The organism is Pseudoalteromonas sp. A22 (genome assembly GCF_018141345.1).
GTDB classification, from domain to species: domain Bacteria; phylum Pseudomonadota; class Gammaproteobacteria; order Enterobacterales; family Alteromonadaceae; genus Pseudoalteromonas; species Pseudoalteromonas maricaloris.
Genome location: NZ_CP047238.1, coordinates 3,530,093 through 3,550,752 on the forward strand (window position 1 = coordinate 3,530,093; position 20,660 = coordinate 3,550,752).

Sequence of the window (20,660 nt, forward strand, 5' to 3'; positions counted from 1 at the left end):
TACGTTTCGAGTTAGTATATGATGTTAAATGAATTTCAGAATAAAGTTTTAGATGTATCCTCCAAAACCAAGGGGCATGCAGGCTATTCCGCTAAGTCGAGTATTCAACATCTTAATCGAGCCTTTGTATTGGCTAAAACAATGCCAGAGGTGTCTGCGTTTTTAGCTATTACAGCCGAAGAGGAGGCTTCTACAGCTCTCTTTCTAGCCCTAAAAAGCAAAAGGTACTCGTCATCTAAAAAACTAAAGCAACGTGACCATAAACACAAAGGGGGAGTGTATCCGTTCCTTTCTTTAATGGGCGAAACTCTCAATATCCTAAAGCATGAGCTGCCTATCGAGGTCACATTTAGGATCCCTCACGACGCAGACAATGAATTATTGAAAACTTGTATGCTTATTTCCAAGTCAGATGGAAACAATACTTACCTTTATCCAGATCCACCATTGAACTTAGTATGTGTAGACCCGTCAGGTAAAGCTAAAAATTATCTAAGAGGTGTTAAGGACGTAGCGCAGGAAAAAGGAATAACATCAATTTTTGAACACATTAAAGAAGTTGCTAACATTAGAAATCGAATGCTTTATGCTTCTGACAATGCAATTCCTCGTGTTGAGAATATCGATGAACTATTACATAGGCACGTAGGAGCCGCCTTATTGATACACATGATATATTTGTTTGTTATTCAGAATCCTAAGCAAAACCTCGTTCAAGAATGTTTAAATGTATATATGAAAATCCAAGATAAGCTTGAACATATAGAAACATAACAATCGTTTCAAACAATGCGTTTATTGCAAAGTTGGCTAAGGAACAACTTTATGAAATTAAATATTATTTTAGGGGTCATTTTACTTCTCATAGGTTGCGGTAAATCAGAGCCTGCAAAGCCAGATAAATACGGTGCTTATTTTACGTGTCAAGATGGCGTAAAACGCAAGCTAAAAACTCCTTCCACTGCAAGTTTTTCATCTATTAGTGAATCGAACGTCACTCAATTACGGATCGGCAGACGCGGTGGTAAAGATGAAATTCAATTTTTAGTTGTTGGTTATGTTGACGCTCAAAATAGTTTTGGAGCAAAACTCAGAAATAACTTTACATGTAAAGCTACAGGCCAAACAGGTGACCTTTGGCGCATCGATAGTCTTTATATCCAGTAAATATCAACTAAACGAGAAAGAAAAAGGTTTACTCATTAACCTGAGCTTCGGATAATTAATGCCTTTCTAGCAGCCAGTTTTAGCGCTACCTGCGTTGAATTCACTTCCAATAGCCAGCTATTGGTGCGTAAATTCGCCTAGCTATCCCCAAAACTCTCTGGCTAGATAAGGAAATAATTTAATATGATTTTAAAAATAATGAGTTAGCTCATTTCTTATCCAAACCGCAGGTTCATTAAAAAGTGCTACCAGTAAATCATGGCTAATGAATTTAAAGGAATATTACTGCTTTTAAAATCGAGTTTATAGGTCATTAATATTTAATGAGATACTTTCTTCAGATTCACGCTCTTTAGTAATAGCGAGTAGCTCAAGATCCTCGAGTCTGTCCATCATCATCTCGTATGCTTCTGCAGGCACACAATAAAAAGCAGGTTCATTTCGATTAAGCACAGCGACAGGCTCTCCGTCAGCACTTGTTGCAACTTCCATAGGATTTGCTTTTAGTTCGGTAATACTCGCAGCAACATCTGCTAATATTCTAGTGGTCATAAAGTAAGTCTCTTAACTGGTCTTTATGTCGACTATATTTAGTCGTATAAATAAGCGATATAACCTCCCCACAAAAAACGTACGTTGGGTAAACCCTAAAGTCTCACCCAACGCTTGTTAACATGCTTTATTCTAAGGGCGGTACACCTTGACGTTAGCATAGCCATTTTCATGCAGAATAAGTGCTTGTAACTGGCTCATTACGCCTTTCGAACAGTACAAGTAATATTCTTTGTCCTGTGGTAAGTCGCCAAACTTAGTGGCTAATCTAAAGAAAGGTAAGTGGATAACTTGTGCACCATCTAGCTCTAGAGGGTTGGCATCTTCCTCTTCTGGAGAACGAATATCTAGTACCACCGCGTTGTCTGGTAATTCACTTACCGATTCCGCTTCTTTCACTTCTTCTTTTGCTTCAGCTTCAATGTCACGAATATCTTTTACCGTCGCGTTAGCTACAACAGTATTCAATACATCAAAGTCAAACTTTTCTTCTTCAGCTAATATCTTGTGAAGCTGTGCTTTTACCGTTGGTTTTTGAGAGATCACACCACAATATTCAGGCATTGCTTCTGCCATTTCATTGGTGCCAATCGCTCTGGCAATACGAATGATCTCTTCTTTATCGTGTTGAATAAGCGGTCGTAAGATCAGCATCTCTGTAACACGGTCAATCACGTTAAGGTTAGCCAAGGTTTGGCTTGATACCTGACCAATACTTTCACCAGTTACCAGTGCTGGGATCCCCAAACGCTCTGCGACCACAGCACCTGCACGCATCATCATGCGTTTTAGTACCACGCCCATTTGTCCGCTTTCGATATTCTCAAGAATTTCAGCGACAACTGGCTCAAAGTCAATCGTAATAAATTTAACTTTGTGGGTAGAGCTAAATTGTTTCCACAAGTAGTGGCTCACTTGCTTAACGCCAATTTCGTGGGCTGCACCACCTAAGTTAAAGAACAAAAAGTGCGTACGCGCCCCTTTTCTCATCATTTGATAAGTCGCAACACCCGAGTCGAATCCGCCAGAAACCAAAGACAGCACGTCTTCTTGCGTTGGTAGTGGGAAGCCACCTAGACCAAAGTGCTGGTGACGAACGATGTAGGCTTTATTGTCTTTGACTTCGATTTTAACCGTCACATCAGGTTTTTTCAGCCTTACACTGGCACCCTCTACATTTTGGTTTAAACCGCCACCAACATAACGCTCCACGTCGCTTGAAGTAAACTCATGCTTACCTTGGCGCTTTACGCGTACACAAAACGTTTTGCCCTTGATCAATGGCTCAACCAAAGCAATCGTTTGTTGGTAGATATCATCAAGCGTATCGAACTGTGTTTCTTGCACCTCAATAAACTGCACAATACCTGGCGTGCGTTTAAGGTGGTCAATTAGACCAAGGCGGGTTTTCTCGTCACTTAGCTCGCTCGTTACTGAGATATTGTCCCAGTTATTTTTAACTTTTACGTTTTCGTCAACGCGAACCAACAGCATTTTGATGTTTTTCTCTAATACTTTGGTAAAACGCTTACGGACGGATTTGCTCTTAATAGCAATTTCGGGATGTAATTTGACGATAAATTTAAGCATAAAAGTCACTCTACTACAGATCGATTATCGGTTGCGATGACGCACTGATTTGACCTAAGCGGACTTTATCGTGGCGCACACTGACCGAGGACAGTTCGGGCGCGCGAGTATATCAAACTCAGAGCCGATTAGGAAATAAACAAACCTTTTCCCTTTGTGCTCTACAAAGCCTTTTGCCCGTGCTCACCCTGGCAGAAGGCCCGCTTAATTATTTAAGGCTAAGCAATACTCGGTAAGCTCGCCTCTGCTAGTGCTTGATAATGCTGCTGAAGTTGTGCCACTTTCGGTACGCTCATGGGCGTCGCGTAAGGTTTAAAAATCATCAGTACTTTAACAATGCCATTGTATATATCTTGTTGCTCAAGGACGCCTGTCATTCTTCTGGCTTTAACATAAGGAGTCCAGAAGCTAACGGTCATTTTCAACATATGCGCGAGCTCTTTAGCATCGTCATCATCTATGGTGATCACACCCGTATCTCTTAGGCCAATTACTACCGCTTTTACTTGCTCAAGTAAGCGTGACTGAAAAGCAATGTAGTTTTTTTTCAATTCATCATCACGAGCCAAGATGTCTGTCAGGTTGTCGTAGAAAAAGTGATAACGCCACATCAGGTCGAACAAGGAGTCTAAATATTGAGTTAGCTGCTCAAGTGGTTCGTTGTGCTGCTCCAGTGGCTTAAAATGCGTATTTAAATGCTCGCTATAAAGGGCGAATATCTGCCGAATGATGTCTTCTTTATTTTTAAAATGATAGTACAAATTGCCAGGACTAATCCCCAAACTGGATGCTATATGGTTTGTCGTAATCGCGCGCTCTCCATGCAAATTAAATAACGCGATGCTGGTACGTATTATTTTTTCCTTGGTATTCATTACGATTCTCTATCTTTGTTGATAACGTGGTCGCGCTATTGCTAGGGTTACTAGGCTATTGCGCGCTCCATGTGAAAAAATAGCACTAATTTTACCTCTAGATAAGCTTAGATCCGACAAAGCTGACCAGTGTTTTTTCAAAAAAACCTTGTTACCATACAAAAAAATTCAACATAGTTACGCTTATGAAAGTCATCGCCCTCTACCCTGGCACATTTGATCCCCTCACTAATGGACATGAAGACTTAATCAAACGTGCAGCAAAAATGTTTGATACCGTGATCTTGGCAATTGCCCATAACCCAAATAAACAGCCTTGTTTCTCACTAGAGCAACGTGTTGCTTTGGCTGAAGAAATTTTAAAGTCACATAAAAATGTAAAGGTAATTGGGTTTTCAGGATTACTCGTTGATTTAGCGAAAGAGCAAAAAGCCAACGTGCTGATCCGCGGTATTCGCGCAGTGTCTGACTTTGACTATGAGTTCCAGCTGGCCAATATGAATCGCCGTTTACATCCCGATTTGGAAAGCGTATTTTTAACGCCATCTGAAAAGAATTCATTTATCTCGTCAACTTTAGTAAAAGAAGTTGCGCTTCATAAAGGCAATGTCAGTGAATTTGTTCACCCGCTGGTTGCCAAAGCTTTAGAGGAAAAACTACACGGATGAAAAAGTGCCTATTATCCCTAGCCGTATTGGTTGGTACTTATGCGCACGCTTCACCTTGGATAGAGGTGTCGCAAAGTGAGCTTAAACACAGCATAGATTTACTGGTTGCAGAAGGCGTGATAAATCGTCCGGTTAATCAATATCCTCTGCTATGGAGCGGCATTGTTAATGACCTCGCCGCTATTGATGACAGAAATCTCTCTGAAACCGCAGGCTTTGCATTGGCACATTTACGCCATGCGCTAAAACAAGCAAAAAGAGAAAGATACAGTAGTGTAAAAGCACATTTTAACGGTGCTGAAGAGCGCTCCACTGGCTTTGGTGAACGTCAAAATGAACGTTCAGGCTTGCGTACTTATGGCGTTATTACAGGTGGTGCTGTTAGCGCTAAAGTTGCGGTTAACTACGCAGATGAAGGCCAAGATGGAAAATATGTTAATCACCACGGCAGCCATCTTGCAGTGCTGTTTGGTAATTGGTCTCTCAGCGCTGAGCGACTCAGTTACTGGTGGGGACCGAGCAACGAAAATGCGCTGATGCTTTCAAACAACGCAGCCCCAATGAAAGCGGTTCGCTTGAGTCGTGCCAATAATAACTATATTGGACCGAGCTTTTTCTCTTTCGTTGGTCCTTGGCAAGTGACGGCCATTATGGCAAAACAACGCCCGAATATAGCCAGTAAAAAGGATGGCGATTTTTGGGGGTTTAGAGCGGCCGCTTTTCCAATTCAAGGGCTAGAGCTTGGCTTTAGTACAACATCCAGCGACTTTGTTTATCAACAACAAAACCTTGAAAGCGAAAAACAAACGCAGCGCCTCACCAGCGTTGACTTCAAATACTCCACTCGGATAGCAAGTCAACCACTCGCTTTATACGGTGAGCTTGCAGGCAATAACGACAGTGGTGCATTACCAAGCAATCCAATGTACACCCTAGGTATTGAAAGTTATTGGGGTGGTAAAGACTATCGCCTTAAAAGCTTTATTGAATATTCAGATACAAGCATTGATTGTAAAGACGAGCTAAAGCTCGCGCTTTGCCCAAGAGACAATACCGTGGATTCAGCGAACTACCGTGAACGCGACCTCTGGCTTGGAGCAAGCTCGGGATTGGACGCTCAAAACCTCACTTTCGCGTTAGATTACTTCAGCACGGACGGCATTGGTGCTTATGCCAAACTGAAACGAGTTGAATTTGACACACTAGACGTTGAGCGAAACCAGCTGGAACTCGGTTACCAACAAGGTGTGTTTGGCGCGCTTGCTAAAATAGGCGTAAAAGCATGGCAAGATAAGTCTCAGGAAGAAGACGAAAGCCACGCAGCACTTACGTTGAGCGTGGAATATCAGTTTTAACGAGCGGCCATCGCCGCTCTTTTATTGTGGCGTATAATCCAAAGAAATCTTTAGGAATACGCAAAACGACAATTAAAAACCAATCGGTTATATACATTTCGACAATGTATAACCAGCAAGCACGAAAAAGTGGTACAAACACAAAACTCTGATAAATAAGTAAAAATTACAATTTAAATCGACTAAAGTTTCAAGCTACCTTAGCTCTCACTCTACTCATAGCCCATTTAATACCTAACCAATCTTTATTAACTAATAGAGAAGTAACCATAATAAAGTCTACAAAAAACACTGTATATGAGTATAAATACCATAAGAACCAGCGCGTTATGTTCTCATAAATATATGTATCAATATACATAGAGAAGAACATAACCGTATTAATAGCCAAACCTATCATAGTATATAAAACGCCAACTTCGAGCTTTTCATCTTTAAAAAAAGTATACGCGACTAGAAAAAGAACTAATAAGGTAAAGAGATCAAACAAGGCGAATATTCCGTGAATAGCCGTATTGTAGCTATCAGAAGCAATGATAAAATCGCTTACAAAGTAGGAGATAAATAACAGAGTAGAAGCAAGGAGTAGCTGTAAATTTTTCTGGACTTTTAGTATATAAAAAAATAGATGTAGCAGTGAGGCCATCAAGAAGCCCCATATTACAAGGGCTCCTATACTCATACCAAAAAAGTCATAAATTAACATTAATCATTAGTACGGTTCTTTAGACCCAGGCGGAGTAATTGAGCTTCCACGTGCGCCAGATACCATCTCAAGTTTACTTCCAGATTGAATTACCTTATCAGAAAGTGGCTTTGCTTGACCAGTTGTTTTAGCTTGATTTTTTCTCGCTAGGATTGTTTTTATCATGAAATTTCCCTCAAAATTTACACTTGGAACCAGGTTCCCAAAAATGAACCACCTAAAAATTATCGGGATTAATTAAGCACAGGGTATGCCAATATTTATTAAGATAAATTCAATCGGTTGATTTACATACAGAAAGAGCGCTTGTTAGCGCTCTTTTTGATTCTATAAAAGCTTGGTGTTAAGCCACAAATTTACATGGAATACTTAAGCTAGATGTTTGTTTTATAATGAAATCCATCGCAATTTCATCACAGTTATCTTTGCGTAAACACAACTCGCAATCTTTCATCACTTTTTCAGGCAAGCTATCTTTGGTACAGTTGTTAAAACCTTGTTTCATAAAGAAGCCAGGCACTCTAGTTAGCACAATAATACGATTGAGTGCCAATTTTTTGGCTTTCACTAGCAAATGCTCGACTAAAAGTTGCCCCTGCCCCTTTATTTCGCTTTCGGGATTTACGCCCAAAGAGCGAATTTCCGCAAGCCCAGTGTCGTAAATATACAAAGATGCACATCCGGTCACTTTGCCATCGACCTCTGTCACCGCAAACTCATTGATACTATGGATCATGTCACTTTTCGCTCGCGGTAGGTTCTCACCTACTTTAGCCCAGTATTGGATCAGTCCAGCAATGGCTTCAACATCATCTAAATTGGCATCACGTACTAGGATTTTTTGCTTTTTTTTTGCCGTTTTAATGGCACTGGTTACTTGTGGCAATGAGGTGCCGCCTAATGCTTTACGAGCGGCAATACAAGCGTCAATTTCGAGTACCGGGTAGACATCCTCTGCAATTACTGCGCTGACTTGCTGGAATTCTTCTAAGCTCAGATCCTCGAGGTTTTGCCCCTTACTAATTGCTAACTGCACTAATTCACCGACAATGTGATGGCCTTCCCTAAACGGTATTCCCTTAGCAACAAGGTAATCAGCAAGCTCTGTCGCATTAGCGTGACCACCTTTTGCCGCCGCTAACGTCTTATCACCATTAACCTTAATGCCTTTAACGCATGCTTCAGCCATATGAATACACGCAAGCCAAGTTGGCATGGCATCAAATAGGCCTTCTTTGTCTTCCTGCATGTCTTTGTTGTAGGCCAAAGGCAAAGCTTTAAGCGTCATCATCATACCGCTAAAGGCGCCAAAAACTCGACCTGTTTTGCCACGGATCAACTCTAAGGCGTCAGGGTTCTTTTTCTGTGGCATTAAGGATGAGCCGGACGTCACGCTGTCGGCCAAATCAATAAATCCAGATTCACCAGAATTATAAAAGATCAAATCTTCAGCAAAACGAGATAAATGCATCATAGAAATAGACGCACAACTGAGTAGCTCAACCACAAAGTCACGATCAGAGACCGCATCTAAACTATTACGAGAGGCCTCTCTAAAGCCAAGGTTAACGGCCAACACTTCACGGTCGATAGGATAAGCAGTCCCCGCTAGCGCACCTGAGCCAAGTGGACATACATTTAACCTTTCAAGCGCATCATTTAAGCGCGACTCATCACGCTCAATCATCTCAACGTAAGCCATACACCAATGACTAAAGAGTACTGGCTGAGCACGCTGTAAATGGGTGTAGCCTGGTAAAATAGTACCAAGCTCCTGCTCTGCAAGTGTCACTAGAGCTTGCTTTAGTGAGCTCAGTGCCACAAGCAGTTGCTGCGCCGTTTTCCGACTCCACAGTCTAAAATCAGTGGCTACTTGGTCGTTACGGCTTCGACCTGTGTGCAGCTTTTTACCTAAGTCACCCACTTTGTCGATAAGTTTAGCTTCAACATAAGAGTGAATATCCTCATGTCCCGCGGTTGCTACACTACGCGGATCTGCAATCACTTCATCCAAAAGCTGTTTCAGCGCTGAAATGATCTGCTGATGTTCGCTTTCAGTTAATACATCTACTTGCTTTAGCGCACCCGCCCAAGCGATAGAGCCAACAATATCTTGCTCTGCCAATTGATAATCAAATGGCAGAGAATCATTAAATTGCTTAAATGCCTCATCAGGACCTGATGAAAAACGGCCGCCCCATAATGCCATCTCGCTCTCCTACCTTAAGACTGCTTTTGCTTGTTTAACGCCGCTATCCGGCTAGATAGTGAGAATAGACGAATGAATCCCTCCGCATGAGATTGGTCATATACGTCATCTTCACCAAATGTGGCAAAATCTTCGCTATATAAGCTATTGATTGATTGCTTTTGCACTGCATGTACATAGCCTTTATAAAGCTTAAGTACCACCTCACCAGTTGCCTGCTGTGCGAAAGACTCTGCGGCAGCTAGAATTGAATCTTTCAGTGGGGTAAACCAGCGACCGTCATAAACTAAGTGTGCAAACTCTTCGCTAAGCGCGGTTTTCCATTTACGACAAGATTTGTCTAAGATCAGCTCATCAATCGCTTGTAACGCAGCCATCATCACAGTACCTCCCGGTGTTTCATAACAGCCACGAGATTTCATGCCGACTAGACGGTTTTCAACGATATCCACACGACCAACACCGTGCGGTGCTGCAATCTCGTTTAACTTAACTAGACACTGATAAGGACTGTAACGCTCACCGTTAACACCAGTGATTTCACCCTTTTCGATTAATACCGACACATATTCAGGCTGGTCCGGTGCGGCTTCTGGAGAATTAGTCATGGTCCAAACCTGATCGCTTGGCTCATTCCATGGATCTTCCAATTCACCACCTTCGTGAGAAATATGCCAAGCATTGGCATCACGACTGTAAATTTTGGTAGCAGAGGCTGCACAAGGGATATTACGCTCGGCCAAATAGTCAAGCAGCGATTCACGACTTGATAACGACCATTCACGCCATGGTGCAATCACTTTAAGATCAGGCGCAAGCGCTGAGAAGCAAGATTCAAAACGAACCTGATCGTTCCCCTTGCCAGTACAACCATGAGAAAGTGCATCCGCGCCAACTTTACGAGCGATTTCAACTTGTGCTTTGGCGATAATGGGACGCGCCATTGAAGTACCCAGTAAATATGTCCCTTCATAGATAGCGCCAGTTTTTAGGGTTGGATAAATATAGTCGCTAACCATTTCTTCTTTTAAGTCGACGATATAGCACTCAGAGGCACCCGATGCGATTGCCTTTTCTTCAACCCCAACCAGTTCTTCTTCACCCTGACCTACATCGGCAACAAAGGCGACAACTTCACAACCGTAGTTCTCTTTTAACCATGGCACAATCGCTGATGTGTCTAATCCACCAGAGTAAGCCAGTACCACTTTTTTAATCTTGCTCATGTTCTTTAACCTCAAACGTAATCTTTGTTTAACAGCGATACCAGCAATGCGTTTTGGGCATGCATGCGGTTTTCAGCTTGTTGAATAATTTTTGACTTTGGCCCGTCCATCACTTCGGAAGTAATTTCAAACTCACGATGTGCTGGCTGGCAATGCAAAATGGTTTGTGCGCCACACGCTTCAACCAATTGTTGGTTGATTTGATATGGCATAAAGGTGTCTTTCACCTGTTCAAGTGGCGTTTTATTCCCCATCGAAACCCAAGTATCAGCGTAGAGCACATTAGCGCCAGCCGCCGCTTCCACCCGATCACTGACCAAAACCGAGGCACCATTTACCGCCGCAATTTGTTCAGCCTGCTTTACAATTTGTGCATCTGGAGAATGGCCTTTAGGACAAACCGCCACAAAATCAGTGCCTAATGTTGCCGCAAGCAACATTAATGAATGTGTTACGTTATTGCCTTCACCGAGGTAAGCGATTTTGATCTGGCTGACATCGTCGTAAGTTTCAAATAAGGTGAGAAAATCAGCCAACGCTTGGCAAGGGTGATATAAATCACATAGGCTATTCACAACAGGCACCGACGAAAACTCAGCGAGCGTCTCAAGCGTGCTATGGTGATTTACGCGAGCCACAAGGCCATCGGCCCAAGTCGAAATATTAAGTGCGAAATCTTTGACGGATTCACGCGCACCCATTGCGCCATTTTGCTGATCTAAATACACAGCATGACCGCCCAGTTTATGAATACCGATATCGAACGACAGCCGCGTTCTCAAGCTCGGCTTTTCAAATAGCGTGACTATCGACTTGCCAGCTAAGGCTTGGTTATATTCTTGCGGTTGATTTTTAATATTTTTTGCAAGCTTTAATAAGTTCAAAACGTTAGTTTGGTCTAATTCCAAACCTGTTAAAAAATGCTTAGTCATGATGTTTTCCTACGGCAGAATTTGTGTACCTACGTGCTCACCATTGAGCAACGCAATTAAATTTTCTGGCTTTTGCCAGCTAGAGATGTACACCCCTCGTCGTAAGTGTTGGGCAGCGTGAAGACTGGTCTTAACTTTGACCTCCATCCCGCCCACAATGACCTTTTGCGCGATTAACGTTGAAATCTGTTCCGCGTTAAGTTGATTTAATGGCTGTTTATCGCCATCAAGTACCGCCTCAACGTCAGTCATAAAAATAAGTTCTGCACCAAGTTTACTGGCGATAGCAGCTGCTGCTTCATCCGCATTCACATTGTATAAATGGCCGTCAGCGCCAATACCAACTGAACTAACAACAGGCAACCTATCAAACTCCAACACTGCTTCAAGCATGCCACCTTCACTCGCTTCACAGCTACCTACACGGCCAAGCGCTTTAAGCTTTTGAGTTGTGGAAAATCCAGCATCATATAAGCACAATCCAACGGGCTTGAGCGTGGCGGTAATGGCGTCCGCCATCAGTTGCTTGTTAGCACAGCCTGCAAGTGCACCAACAATATAGGGCATTTGCTCTTGTGGACTGATCCGCAGTCCTTGATGTTTTGCAGTAGCAAAACCGGCATCGGTCAGCCACTTATCAACCAGCGCCCCGCCACCATGAACAATCACAAACTGCTTGTGTGGTGCATCCTGTTGAATTTGCTTGATAGCTGAAAACAATGCTTGCGCTGCCCCCTCTTGATTCAACACCGCACCACCTAGTTTTATCACCCAAGTTTGTTTGCTCATGCTGATACTCCTAAACCTTGATAATGCTCAAGTCCCGCCGCCAAGTTCATACACTGTAATGCTTGGCCTGCAGCCCCTTTAAGCAAGTTATCAATCGCGACCACTACAATCAGTTGATTGCCCTTTTGCTGCCAACCAATATCCACAAAAGGCTGATTTTCAACGGCTTTGATTGATGGAAGTTGACTCCCCTTTAATCTGATCAGCGGCTCATCGGCAAGCACCTGGTAAGCGGCATCAACTTGATTTGGTGTGATATTTTCTTTCAGAGTGACGTAGATCGTTTCCAAGATACCACGCTTAAAATTCCCTAAATGCGGCGTAAACAACACTGGGTGTTCGAGGTATTTTTCTATTTCTGGACTATGTCTGTGCGTAAACAAACCGTATGGTGCAAGAGATACTTCGCAAAAGTGTGTGGTGACATTCGCTTTTCTACCCGCGCCAGTAACACCAGAAACAGCATTAATGATAACTGGCTGCTCTGTTATCAGATCAGCTTGTTGTAATGGCTTAAGTGCATTGAGTGCCGCAGTCGGATAGCAACCCGCGACCGCCACTAACTTTGCCGTTTTAATAGCATCGCCGTACCATTCAGCTAGTCCGTATTGTGCTTGCGCTAACCAGTCTTGATGTGGGTGAGAAAAACCGTAGTAAGTTTCGTAGTCTTCATTGCTAGATAAACGGTAACCTCCAGATAGGTCAAAAACCCGTTTGCCCATCTGTAAAAATACCGGTGCAAGTTCTACGCTAACCTTGTGATCCGTGCATAAACACACATAGTCCGATGATTGCTCTATCAACGAAAAAGCTTGCTCATTTAAGGGTTGCAGCTCAATATCTAGCAAGCCCGAATATTCTGGATATAAATCGCTGATGAATTTATTTTTGTCTAAGCTTTGCTCAGATACAAAGCAATGCGCAAGTGTGAAGGCAGGATGCTTGGCAACCAGCTTAGCAAGCTCAGCGCCACTGTAGCCGCTCGCTCCGATTATAGATACTTTCAACATAGTGTTCTCAAGATTAAAAAAGTTTGATTAGGATTGGTTCTGCTAATTGTTGAAGTCAAATCGTCGCATTGCTGCCCCAAAAATATATTTATGCTAAAAAAGTGAATTGATATTCACTCTAAACATCTTTATATTTTTATGCAAGAACTTTGAATAAGTATTTTAGGAATTTTTATGAAATTGCCCGCTTTTATGGAAATGTATCAGCAACTGATCGCCGCGCCATCTATCAGTGCATTAGAAGACAGTCTCAACATGAGTAATCAGAATGTGATCCACCTACTCGCACAGTGGTGCGAAACGTTAGGATTTACTGTCGAAGTAACAGAGCTTGAACATGCAAAAGGAAAATATAATCTAATTGCAAGACGAGGTAATGGCGATGGTGGATTAATGTTGGCCGGCCACACGGATACCGTGCCGTTCGACGATAGCCGCTGGCAATTTGATCCTTTTAAATTAAGCGAGCAAGATAATAAATTATATGGTCTTGGAAGTATTGATATGAAAGGTTTTTTTGCTTTCGTATTGAATGCAATCTCAGAGCTTGATGAATTACAGCAAAATGCACCTATCATGATTTTAGCCACCGCCGATGAAGAAACCACTATGGCTGGTGCTCAGGAAATCGCAAAACATCCAAGCTTGAAGCCGGCGCGCTGCATTATTGGTGAACCCACTGATATGGTGCCGGTATTTACCCACAAAGGCCATATGACGACCGCCATCCGCATCGTTGGTCGTTCAGGCCATAGCTCAGATCCAGAGCGCGGCTTAAATGCCATTGAAATCATGCATCAGGTGATTGCAAATTTATTAAAGTTAAGAGAAGAATTAAAGAATAAATATTCAACTCCACATTTTGCTATTCCTTACCCAACTCTAAACCTTGGACACATTCATGGCGGCGACAACGCCAACCGTATTTGTGGCTGTTGTGAACTGCATATTGATATGCGCCCTTTGCCTGGTTTGAGCATCAAAGAACTACAAGCCATGCTCACGGCAGCAATGGCACCCATCAATACACAGTATCCGAATAGTGTCTCGGTTATAGATATGCACGAACCCATTCCGGCTTTTACCGGCTCGACAGATTCTGCTTTGGTGAAAATGGCTGAGCGCCTGTCAGGACAACAAGCAATTGCTGTAAACTATTGTACCGAAGCACCCTTTCTACAACAGCTAGGCTGCGAAACTATCGTTATGGGACCGGGTTCAATTAATCAAGCACACCAACCCAACGAGTTTTTAGCAATGGAAAAAATCCAGCCAAGTCAGGATATTATTAAGCAGCTAATAAGAGAAAGTTGCTTTGCCTAGCGGATTGGCGAGTTCATCACTTCACACTCAGGTAATGAAATCTCTGTAATGATATGTAATTGCCATATCCACAGTCTGCACTATACCTAACTGCATTGCAGTGATGGTTGAAGATCCCGTCATCGCTGAGCGGTCATGACAGGGATCATAGTGCGGGCGCCAAATCAAAAGTATCTAGAATTAGTCGAGGTGCTCGCAAGCAATTTAGCGAGGATATAACCGTGACTGAAACAACACCACCAGACCTATCGCAACCATTACTTATTGATCCAGTCCAGAGTAGCCCAGCCGCTCCAACCACCAGCTTAGGTCCACTGCAACACTTGGTCGGCACTTGGACTAACCAACCCTTGGCCAACTCAGGATTAGGTGGCCCCGACAAACCATTTTCTTACTGCTTAATGCCACTACCTCAAGAAGCCAGCTATATTCTTAAAAATTTCTCCTATTATGAAGAGCTTACTTTCTCAGCCATCCATGGCACCGCACCAAATCGAGGAGGATTTGGTACACAGGTCGCTAATACCTTATTTTACGAACAAAGAGTTTATTTTGCAGAAGGTCCAGCGAAAGATCAGCTAGTCCATGCGGAAAATGGTTCGTTGTTGTATTTATCAGATGCAAAGCAATTACTTGGTCCGTATGGCAATGGTGAAAATCCAGGGCTTGGCAATGAAACCGTACCAAACAGTGTGGCGCCAACTCAAACTTATGACTTTATAAAACAAATGTCAGTTCCCCATGGTAATTCCATTTTAGCCAGTGGGCATTTTCAATCAGGTACTGGTGTCCCGACGATCCCAATGCTGAGCCAAAGTGATATTTTACCTATGGGATTACCCCATGGGATCAGTACGGCTCAATACACCACCAAAAGTGTTGGTAACTTAAATCCTGACTTTACACTCAATCCAAATCAGCCTTTAAATAATGCCTTAGAAGTTTCTCCTCCCAAGAAGTTTATTCTACTTGAGGTCGATACCGCGCATTCAGGGATCCCTGTCACGAATATTGGCTTTGAACAACAACATGCAAAAGTTAGCCGCTACGCGATTAGCTATTGGCTTGAGTCACTTGACGGTAGTGATAACTTCACGCAACTGCAGTATTCGCAAAATATCACAATGGAAATTCCGATCGCTGGTCAACTCGTAACTTTCCCTCACATTACGACCAATACTATGGTCAAGAAGGCATAAAAATAGGGGCGCTGCTGAGCCCCTATTTCCGAAGTGCACGTTTGATTAAATTGGTGAGCCTGGCGGCATTTCAAGCGCTTTAAAGCTTTCAGGCCACTCTCCTGAATCTAGATAGTGATTAATTTGCTGCGCGAGCATATGTTTAAATGCTTGCTCAAAAGCAACATCACTAAATACCGACGACTGATTAAAGTCTTTCGCAACTTTTGCTAAATAAAACTTTAACTGCGCCTGCACTTCAGGTGCGACTTTATCGTTGTTACTCAGTTTTACAAGCTGAGTTGCACTTAGGTATTGCACTCGTTGCTGTAGCTTTTGAGCCATGCCGTTGCTACCTGACTGGGCAAATACCTGCTGATATAAAGCCTCTAAAAGTGCCTGTGTACCAAAATATTGAGTATCACGTGCGTGCTGCTGTGCAAGACGATTTAATCGCTGTGGATTAAGCAGCAAGTCAAGGCTATGCTGTGCGGCGACTTCTGGTAATGCCATCGCATCTAGGGTTAGCCCAGTTCGCCCTTTAATACTTTCGCGAGTTTTGTACTCACCGTAAGCCTTAGGAGGTATTAACGCCAAAATAGAGTCAGGAATAGTCAACACCGCAGGTGAGAGCGTACTCAAAAGCGCATTGGCCGCATTTTGCTGCGCCTCTTTAGCCACAACTTTCGCCCCTTTTATTACCTCGTCACCGCGAACTTCATAGTCGTAATCCACGCCGCCAATCAATTTTACTGCGGCTTCAACCTGATAACGATGGAAAAGATACAGCGGTACTAGTTTCTCCTCTAGCTGCGACAGAGCAACTCCTTTTTGAATGCTGTGAATACCAAAGGTATTCAACGCCTGCTTGCGAACATCCAGCACTCGTAGTAATTCGGCAGCAGGATCTGCACCGTTATCCCAAAGGTGCGCCGTTGGATGTGCTCCGCCCTGCGCTCTGGCGTCAGAGTCAGAGATAAATTCAAGCCCTTGCGCCTTATTTTCAGCAAGAATAGCCGCAAGCTCAGTGGCTTCATCAGCGCCAGCGAAATCACTATAACCATATTTAATCACTTGTGTATCCCACGTGCCCATACCTTTTGCGTAGCCCTTAGTGATATCCAGTTGGCCATTTTCAAATCCCACCAGCGGATGAGGATAGTCCATGACTGACCCGCGATCCTTTACCGACGCTGAGAAGTTGTGTGCAATGCCCAACGTGTGGCCAATTTCATGTGCACTCAACTGACGAATACGGTCTAGCGCCATAGCATGAAGTCGCTCAGTCACCTCATTCCCCTCAACAAATGGCGCAGAAAGTGCTTCGGCGATAAGAATATCTTGACGGACACGCAGCGAGCCTAGCGTAACGTGACCTTTTAAAATTTCACCGGTACGTGGGTCTATCACCGACGCGCCGTATGACCACCCACGAGTAGCTCGATGCACCCACTGGATCACGTTATAGCGAATATCCATAGGATCGGCATTTTCAGGAAGTACTTTGACTTGAAATGCATTTTTGTAGCCAGCAGCTTCAAATGCTTGATCCCACCATTTAGCACCATCAAGTAATGCAGTTTTGACCGGCTCAGGCACGCCAGGATCAAGATAGTAAATGATTGGCTCTACGGCCTCCGAAATTTGTGCAGTTGGGTCTTTTTTCTGTAAACGGTGGCGTGGGATATAACGCACAAACATTGACTGTCCAAGCGGTGCTGAATAATCCTTATGCTCGATACTCCAATAACCCGATTGCGGATGAAATGCACGTGGCTGGTAGTTATCATCAGGCAGCTCAATTAAAGAATGGTGCTGATGTACCGTAAGCGCATAAGGATCTGCACTCACCTGGCGTACATATTCACCAGGCTTTGTCCCTTTGAAAGTCAATACGGCTTCAAGTTCTGTGTTTTTAACAAATGCCTTTGAACGCGACATAAACACAGCGCTGCGGCTTGAGTCTAAGCTAAAACTACCTTGATTACGATTTGCTAACGTGCGAGAAACACCATGCACATCGCTGAGTAGATAAGGCGTGTAGTCAACCAAAACACTGTCTTTATCTTCTGCAACCACGTTGAACCCGTGTAGAATGCTTGAAGCAAAAGCCTCTTTAACGCTTTGCTTTTCGGCCATATTATTCGCACTTGCACGATAATACGTGTTGATAGCACGCAGCATTACCTTATCACCAAAACGTTCAAACTGAACTAAGTGCGTCCCACCTAACTGCCCGCGGTCTAAACCTATATCATTCGAACCTACACCATAAGGTAAACTATGCTGTAACAAGAAAGGGGCGTCTAGTTTGTCGATGTCTAAGTACAGTTTGCCGCTCGAATCATCGCTATAGAAGGCGTAAAAACCGGGATGATGATTAAAACTGGCAGTAAATTCATCAATAGACTTAATTGCTGCGTGTGCTTGGGTTATCATACACAGTAGCAAAGCGGATACAGTTTGAGTGAAGCACGTTATTTTTCTCATGGCTGCTCTTTGTTATTTATGGTTTTGAGGCTTAACCCCAGTTGTATATGAAATCGTATACAATTTACAGTCTTTCAAGACGAATTACAGCGCTGTTTATGGCACCTCTCACACTATTTATTGCCATAAACACAAGGTGATCAGGATTTAAAAAATGCGTAGACTCCCTCCGGTGTTAATTGAAGATGGTTGTTCTCGTGAGTTGGTTTCTCTAATCCGAACCATTCTCGCGGCATGTAAAGAAATATCGTTCCGTGTTGGCCAAGGTGCACTTTCAGGTGTATTAGGTTCAACCTTAGATGAGAACATTCAAGGTGAAACGCAAAAGAAGCTCGATGTACTTTCAAACCAGCTATTGAAAGATATTTTGCTTGAATCTGGCTATGTCAAAGCCATCGCTTCTGAAGAAGAAGATTACACCGTCGCCGGCAATCCAAAAGCGAACTATATTGTCGCTTTCGATCCGTTGGATGGTTCATCCAATACCGACATTAATTCACTCGTTGGTACTATTTTCTCTATTATGGAAGCCCCTGAAGGTTCAGATCCTAGCGATCCTGCGATCTTTATGCAGCCAGGTCATAAACAAGTAGCAGCGGGCTATGTGTTATATGGCCCATCAACCATGTTAGCGCTATCAACAGGCAAGGGAACTCGGTTGTTTACCCTGGACAAAACACACGGTAGCTTCCTACTCACGCAAGACTTTGCAGCCATTCCTGAAGACACCAAAGAGTTTGCCATCAACGCTTCAAACCAACGCCACTGGACCCCAGCAATGCAAAATTACATTGCCGATTTACTTGAAGGTGAAACCGGGCCGCGTGGTAAAAACTTCAATATGCGCTGGATTGCGGCAATGGTTGGCGATGTTCACCGCGTATTATGCCGTGGCGGACTATTCACTTATCCAGAAGATCGTAAAGATCCAAACAAGCCATTTAAACTTCGCCTACTTTACGAAGCCAATCCAATGGCGATGCTTATCGAGCAAGCAGGCGGTATTGCCCACACTGGTCGTGAACGCATTTTGGATATTCAACCTGAGGAAATACATCAACGCGTTGGTGTTATCTTAGGCTCAAAGCACGAAGTTGAAGCGTGCCTTGCTTATCATAAGTGATCTATTTTGAAGCGAGAAAATAGCTCGCTTCACACATGAAAAAGGTGCCATTGGCACCTTTTTCACATTAAATAGTGGTATAACTCGTCTCAACGGGCACATCGGGATCAGCGCCCCATTCACTCCACGAGCCGTCATATACCGTCAACTGTTCATAACCTAGCTCGTCAGCCACCAGCGCTAAAATACAAGCTGTAACACCTGAGCCACAAGAGAATATCAGAGGCTTAGTTTTGTCCTTTGATAAGTCGCTATACAGCACTTCAAGCTCAGTGAGTGGTTTAAAGCAGCCATCGGCGTTTAACAAACTCATATATGGAAGGTTTTTACTTTTAGGCACATGGCCGCTGCGCATATCTGCACGAGGCTCTTGCTCTTCACCAGTAAAGCGCTTTGCACCTCTCGCATCAAATAGATAACTCAGTTCAGCGCCAATATTACTAAGCACAGCTGCTTTATCGACAAATGCTGTTTCGTCATATGCAGCGACAAAGTTTCCTGCTTGTTGGACTTGCGCGTATGCTTGACTCAAAGGATATTGTTTTTCACACCAAGCAGGTAATCCGCCATCCAGTACATACACTTGTTTATGACCCATCCTTTTGAGCATATACCAAGCTCTGGCAGCGCTAAACATGCCCTTATCATCGTAAGCGACTAACACATCATTTTGGTTGATACCAAGCTGTCGCATTTCTGCTTGAAATTGAACTGGACTGCAGCACATATTGGGTGATGTAGCACGGGGATTAGCTAGCGCACCACTAATATCAAAACGCAGCGCGCCTTGAATGATTGCTGGGGCGTTATAAGGGCCTGACTGCCCCGGTTTCACAATGCCAGCATCCAATACTTTCACTTTGCCAAGATTTGCAAAAAGCCAATCCCTATCGACCACATGCTTCATGCTATTATTTTCCTTCGGGTCTGCGTACGACCTCTATTATTTCCGTTGTTGAAATTGATGGGGTGCGCTCTAAATAAACCACATCACAGATATCTTTATATATATCGAACTTGTCTTTCCAATCATCACCCATCACCAAAATATCGGCATCAAAGCCTTTGATATATTGCGCTTTTAGCTCCAGAGATTCTTCCACAAACACCTCATCTACAAATCGCAATGAACTAATGATTTTTAGGCGATCTGCTATTGAGTATATTGGATTTCTACCTTTTTTCGAAAAGTTAAGTTCATCCGATGAGATCCCCACAATGAGATAATCACCCAGTGCTTTCGCTCGCTCTAAAATATTGACATGACCAACGTGGAATACATCAAAGGTTCCAAATGTGATAACTTTTTTCAACTTGGCTCTCTTTCTAATCAGCACGGTTTGAGCTGTAACCCACTATGGCATTTGTTTGTTGCTAAAACCGTGACGAACTTTACGACAATTTGGCTATTAGATTACAGAATTAAGCATCAAAATTCAGCTTATACTTTACTCTTTTGGATTAAGA

Annotated in this window: 19 protein-coding genes; 7 read left to right on the forward strand and 12 right to left on the reverse strand. The window is 43.2% G+C overall.

Features of this window, described 5'->3' with window-relative positions:
- Positions 1-18 precede the first annotated feature (18 nt).
- Both GSF04_RS20830 and GSF04_RS20835 read left to right on the forward strand, forming a co-directional pair.
- A complete protein-coding gene (locus GSF04_RS20830; protein WP_211858683.1) occupies positions 19-774 on the forward strand; it encodes a hypothetical protein in 756 nt (251 codons plus the stop codon).
- A 51-nt stretch (positions 775-825) separates the two neighbouring features.
- Positions 826-1,167, forward strand: coding sequence for a hypothetical protein (locus GSF04_RS20835; protein WP_211858684.1), 342 nt, complete (start codon positions 826-828; stop codon positions 1,165-1,167).
- A 303-nt stretch (positions 1,168-1,470) separates the two neighbouring features.
- On the opposite strand, the gene GSF04_RS20840 is transcribed toward GSF04_RS20835, so the two are convergent.
- The 3 genes from GSF04_RS20840 to GSF04_RS20850 form a co-directional block, all read right to left on the reverse strand.
- Entirely contained in the window at positions 1,471-1,719 is a 249-nt protein-coding gene (locus tag GSF04_RS20840) for a type II toxin-antitoxin system Phd/YefM family antitoxin (protein ID WP_211858685.1), read from the reverse strand.
- A gap of 132 nt (positions 1,720-1,851) precedes the next feature.
- Positions 1,852-3,309, reverse strand: a complete 1,458-nt coding sequence (thiI, locus tag GSF04_RS20845; RefSeq protein WP_010374240.1) for a tRNA uracil 4-sulfurtransferase ThiI — start codon at positions 3,307-3,309, stop codon at positions 1,852-1,854.
- A gap of 218 nt (positions 3,310-3,527) precedes the next feature.
- Entirely contained in the window at positions 3,528-4,184 is a 657-nt protein-coding gene (locus GSF04_RS20850; RefSeq protein WP_039492788.1) for a TetR/AcrR family transcriptional regulator, read from the reverse strand.
- A gap of 185 nt (positions 4,185-4,369) precedes the next feature.
- Here GSF04_RS20850 and coaD point away from each other — a divergent pair, with 185 nt between their 5' ends.
- Both coaD and GSF04_RS20860 read left to right on the forward strand, forming a co-directional pair.
- Entirely contained in the window at positions 4,370-4,852 is a 483-nt protein-coding gene (gene coaD, locus GSF04_RS20855; RefSeq protein ID WP_010374242.1) for a pantetheine-phosphate adenylyltransferase, read from the forward strand.
- Positions 4,849-6,207 carry a capsule assembly Wzi family protein gene (locus GSF04_RS20860; RefSeq protein ID WP_211858686.1) on the forward strand — a complete coding sequence of 453 codons (1,359 nt, stop codon included), beginning with the start codon at positions 4,849-4,851 and terminating at the stop codon, positions 6,205-6,207. The genes coaD and GSF04_RS20860 overlap by 4 nt, the downstream gene beginning before the upstream one ends.
- Before the next feature lie 712 nt (positions 6,208-6,919).
- Here GSF04_RS20860 and GSF04_RS20865 read toward each other — a convergent pair.
- The 6 genes from GSF04_RS20865 to argC form a co-directional block, all read right to left on the reverse strand.
- Positions 6,920-7,078: a hypothetical protein gene (locus GSF04_RS20865; RefSeq protein WP_211858687.1), complete on the reverse strand. Its 159-nt coding sequence runs from the start codon at positions 7,076-7,078 to the stop codon at positions 6,920-6,922.
- Positions 7,079-7,256: 178 nt separating this feature from the next.
- On the reverse strand, positions 7,257-9,122 hold the full coding sequence (gene argH, locus GSF04_RS20870) for an argininosuccinate lyase (RefSeq protein WP_211858688.1): 1,866 nt from the start codon (positions 9,120-9,122) through the stop codon (positions 7,257-7,259).
- 14 nt (positions 9,123-9,136) lie between these two features.
- Positions 9,137-10,348 (reverse strand): argininosuccinate synthase, encoded by a 1,212-nt coding sequence (locus tag GSF04_RS20875; RefSeq protein ID WP_211858689.1) that lies wholly within the window; start codon positions 10,346-10,348, stop codon positions 9,137-9,139.
- Positions 10,349-10,359: 11 nt separating this feature from the next.
- On the reverse strand, positions 10,360-11,280 hold the full coding sequence (locus GSF04_RS20880) for an ornithine carbamoyltransferase (RefSeq protein ID WP_088531881.1): 921 nt from the start codon (positions 11,278-11,280) through the stop codon (positions 10,360-10,362).
- 9 nt (positions 11,281-11,289) lie between these two features.
- Complete coding sequence (argB, locus tag GSF04_RS20885) at positions 11,290-12,069, reverse strand: acetylglutamate kinase (protein ID WP_130165017.1); 780 nt, start codon at positions 12,067-12,069, stop codon at positions 11,290-11,292.
- Complete coding sequence (argC, locus tag GSF04_RS20890; protein WP_211860101.1) at positions 12,066-13,076, reverse strand: N-acetyl-gamma-glutamyl-phosphate reductase; 1,011 nt, start codon at positions 13,074-13,076, stop codon at positions 12,066-12,068. The genes argB and argC overlap by 4 nt, the downstream gene beginning before the upstream one ends.
- Positions 13,077-13,253: 177 nt before the next feature.
- Between argC and argE the strand changes: the two genes are divergently transcribed.
- Both argE and GSF04_RS20900 read left to right on the forward strand, forming a co-directional pair.
- Entirely contained in the window at positions 13,254-14,402 is a 1,149-nt protein-coding gene (argE, locus tag GSF04_RS20895; protein WP_211858690.1) for an acetylornithine deacetylase, read from the forward strand.
- 221 nt (positions 14,403-14,623) lie between these two features.
- The gene (locus tag GSF04_RS20900; RefSeq protein WP_010374257.1) at positions 14,624-15,601 is read left to right on the forward strand and encodes a heme-binding protein; all 978 of its coding nucleotides are present in this window, start codon (positions 14,624-14,626) and stop codon (positions 15,599-15,601) included.
- Between the two features lie 45 nt (positions 15,602-15,646).
- Here GSF04_RS20900 and GSF04_RS20905 read toward each other — a convergent pair whose 3' ends face one another.
- Positions 15,647-18,070, reverse strand: coding sequence for a zinc-dependent metalloprotease (locus GSF04_RS20905; RefSeq protein ID WP_211858691.1), 2,424 nt, complete (start codon positions 18,068-18,070; stop codon positions 15,647-15,649).
- 154 nt (positions 18,071-18,224) lie between these two features.
- Between GSF04_RS20905 and GSF04_RS20910 the strand changes: the two genes are divergently transcribed.
- Complete coding sequence (locus tag GSF04_RS20910) at positions 18,225-19,193, forward strand: class 1 fructose-bisphosphatase (protein ID WP_010374260.1); 969 nt, start codon at positions 18,225-18,227, stop codon at positions 19,191-19,193.
- Between the two features lie 67 nt (positions 19,194-19,260).
- Here GSF04_RS20910 and GSF04_RS20915 read toward each other — a convergent pair whose 3' ends face one another.
- Both GSF04_RS20915 and GSF04_RS20920 read right to left on the reverse strand, forming a co-directional pair.
- Positions 19,261-20,100, reverse strand: a complete 840-nt coding sequence (locus GSF04_RS20915) for a sulfurtransferase (RefSeq protein ID WP_211858692.1) — start codon at positions 20,098-20,100, stop codon at positions 19,261-19,263.
- Positions 20,101-20,104: 4 nt separating this feature from the next.
- Entirely contained in the window at positions 20,105-20,506 is a 402-nt protein-coding gene (locus tag GSF04_RS20920) for an adenylyltransferase/cytidyltransferase family protein (RefSeq protein WP_211858693.1), read from the reverse strand.
- Positions 20,507-20,660: the final 154 nt, after the last annotated feature.